Origin of the sequence: Micrococcus sp. GbtcB5 (assembly GCF_019091605.1) — a bacterium.
Lineage (GTDB): Bacteria > Actinomycetota > Actinomycetes > Actinomycetales > Micrococcaceae > Micrococcus > Micrococcus luteus.
In genome coordinates, this window is record NZ_JAGXJK010000111.1 from 1 (window position 1) to 370 (window position 370).

The following is a 370-nucleotide window of genomic DNA, read 5'->3' on the forward strand; positions in this document are numbered from 1 at the left end:
CCGGGGGCCTTGACAGCCAACGTCTCGCTCATTGAGAAGGAACTCGGATGGGTAGCACGTTATACGCGCGATGACATTGTCACGTCCGTCATCGACTTCCCGCCCCGGCTCGTCACCTGACTGCTCGTCGCAGAGACGCCAGACCTGCCCCGCCGATTACAGCACCCGAGGAATCGCACCCATGATCCAACTCTTTCTTCGCTTCTCACGACGCCAGCAACTCGTCATGGGGCTTTTTATTCTGCTCGCTGTCGTGGGTTCGGTACTCGCCTTCCTGGTGGACCACGCGATCCTCATCGTCGCGCTGTTCTGGATGTTGTGCGCTGCGGTGTTCGTAATGATCATGTATCACCGCCGTCACAACGCAAAG

The 370-nt window shown here is 58.4% G+C and carries 1 protein-coding gene; it reads left to right on the forward strand.

Going from position 1 to position 370, the window contains the following annotated elements; genetic code table 11:
- Positions 1-181: 181 nt before the first annotated feature.
- Positions 182-370 (forward strand): hypothetical protein (locus tag KVS67_RS11670; protein ID WP_217565414.1); only part of this gene is annotated, 189 nt, incomplete at its 3' end.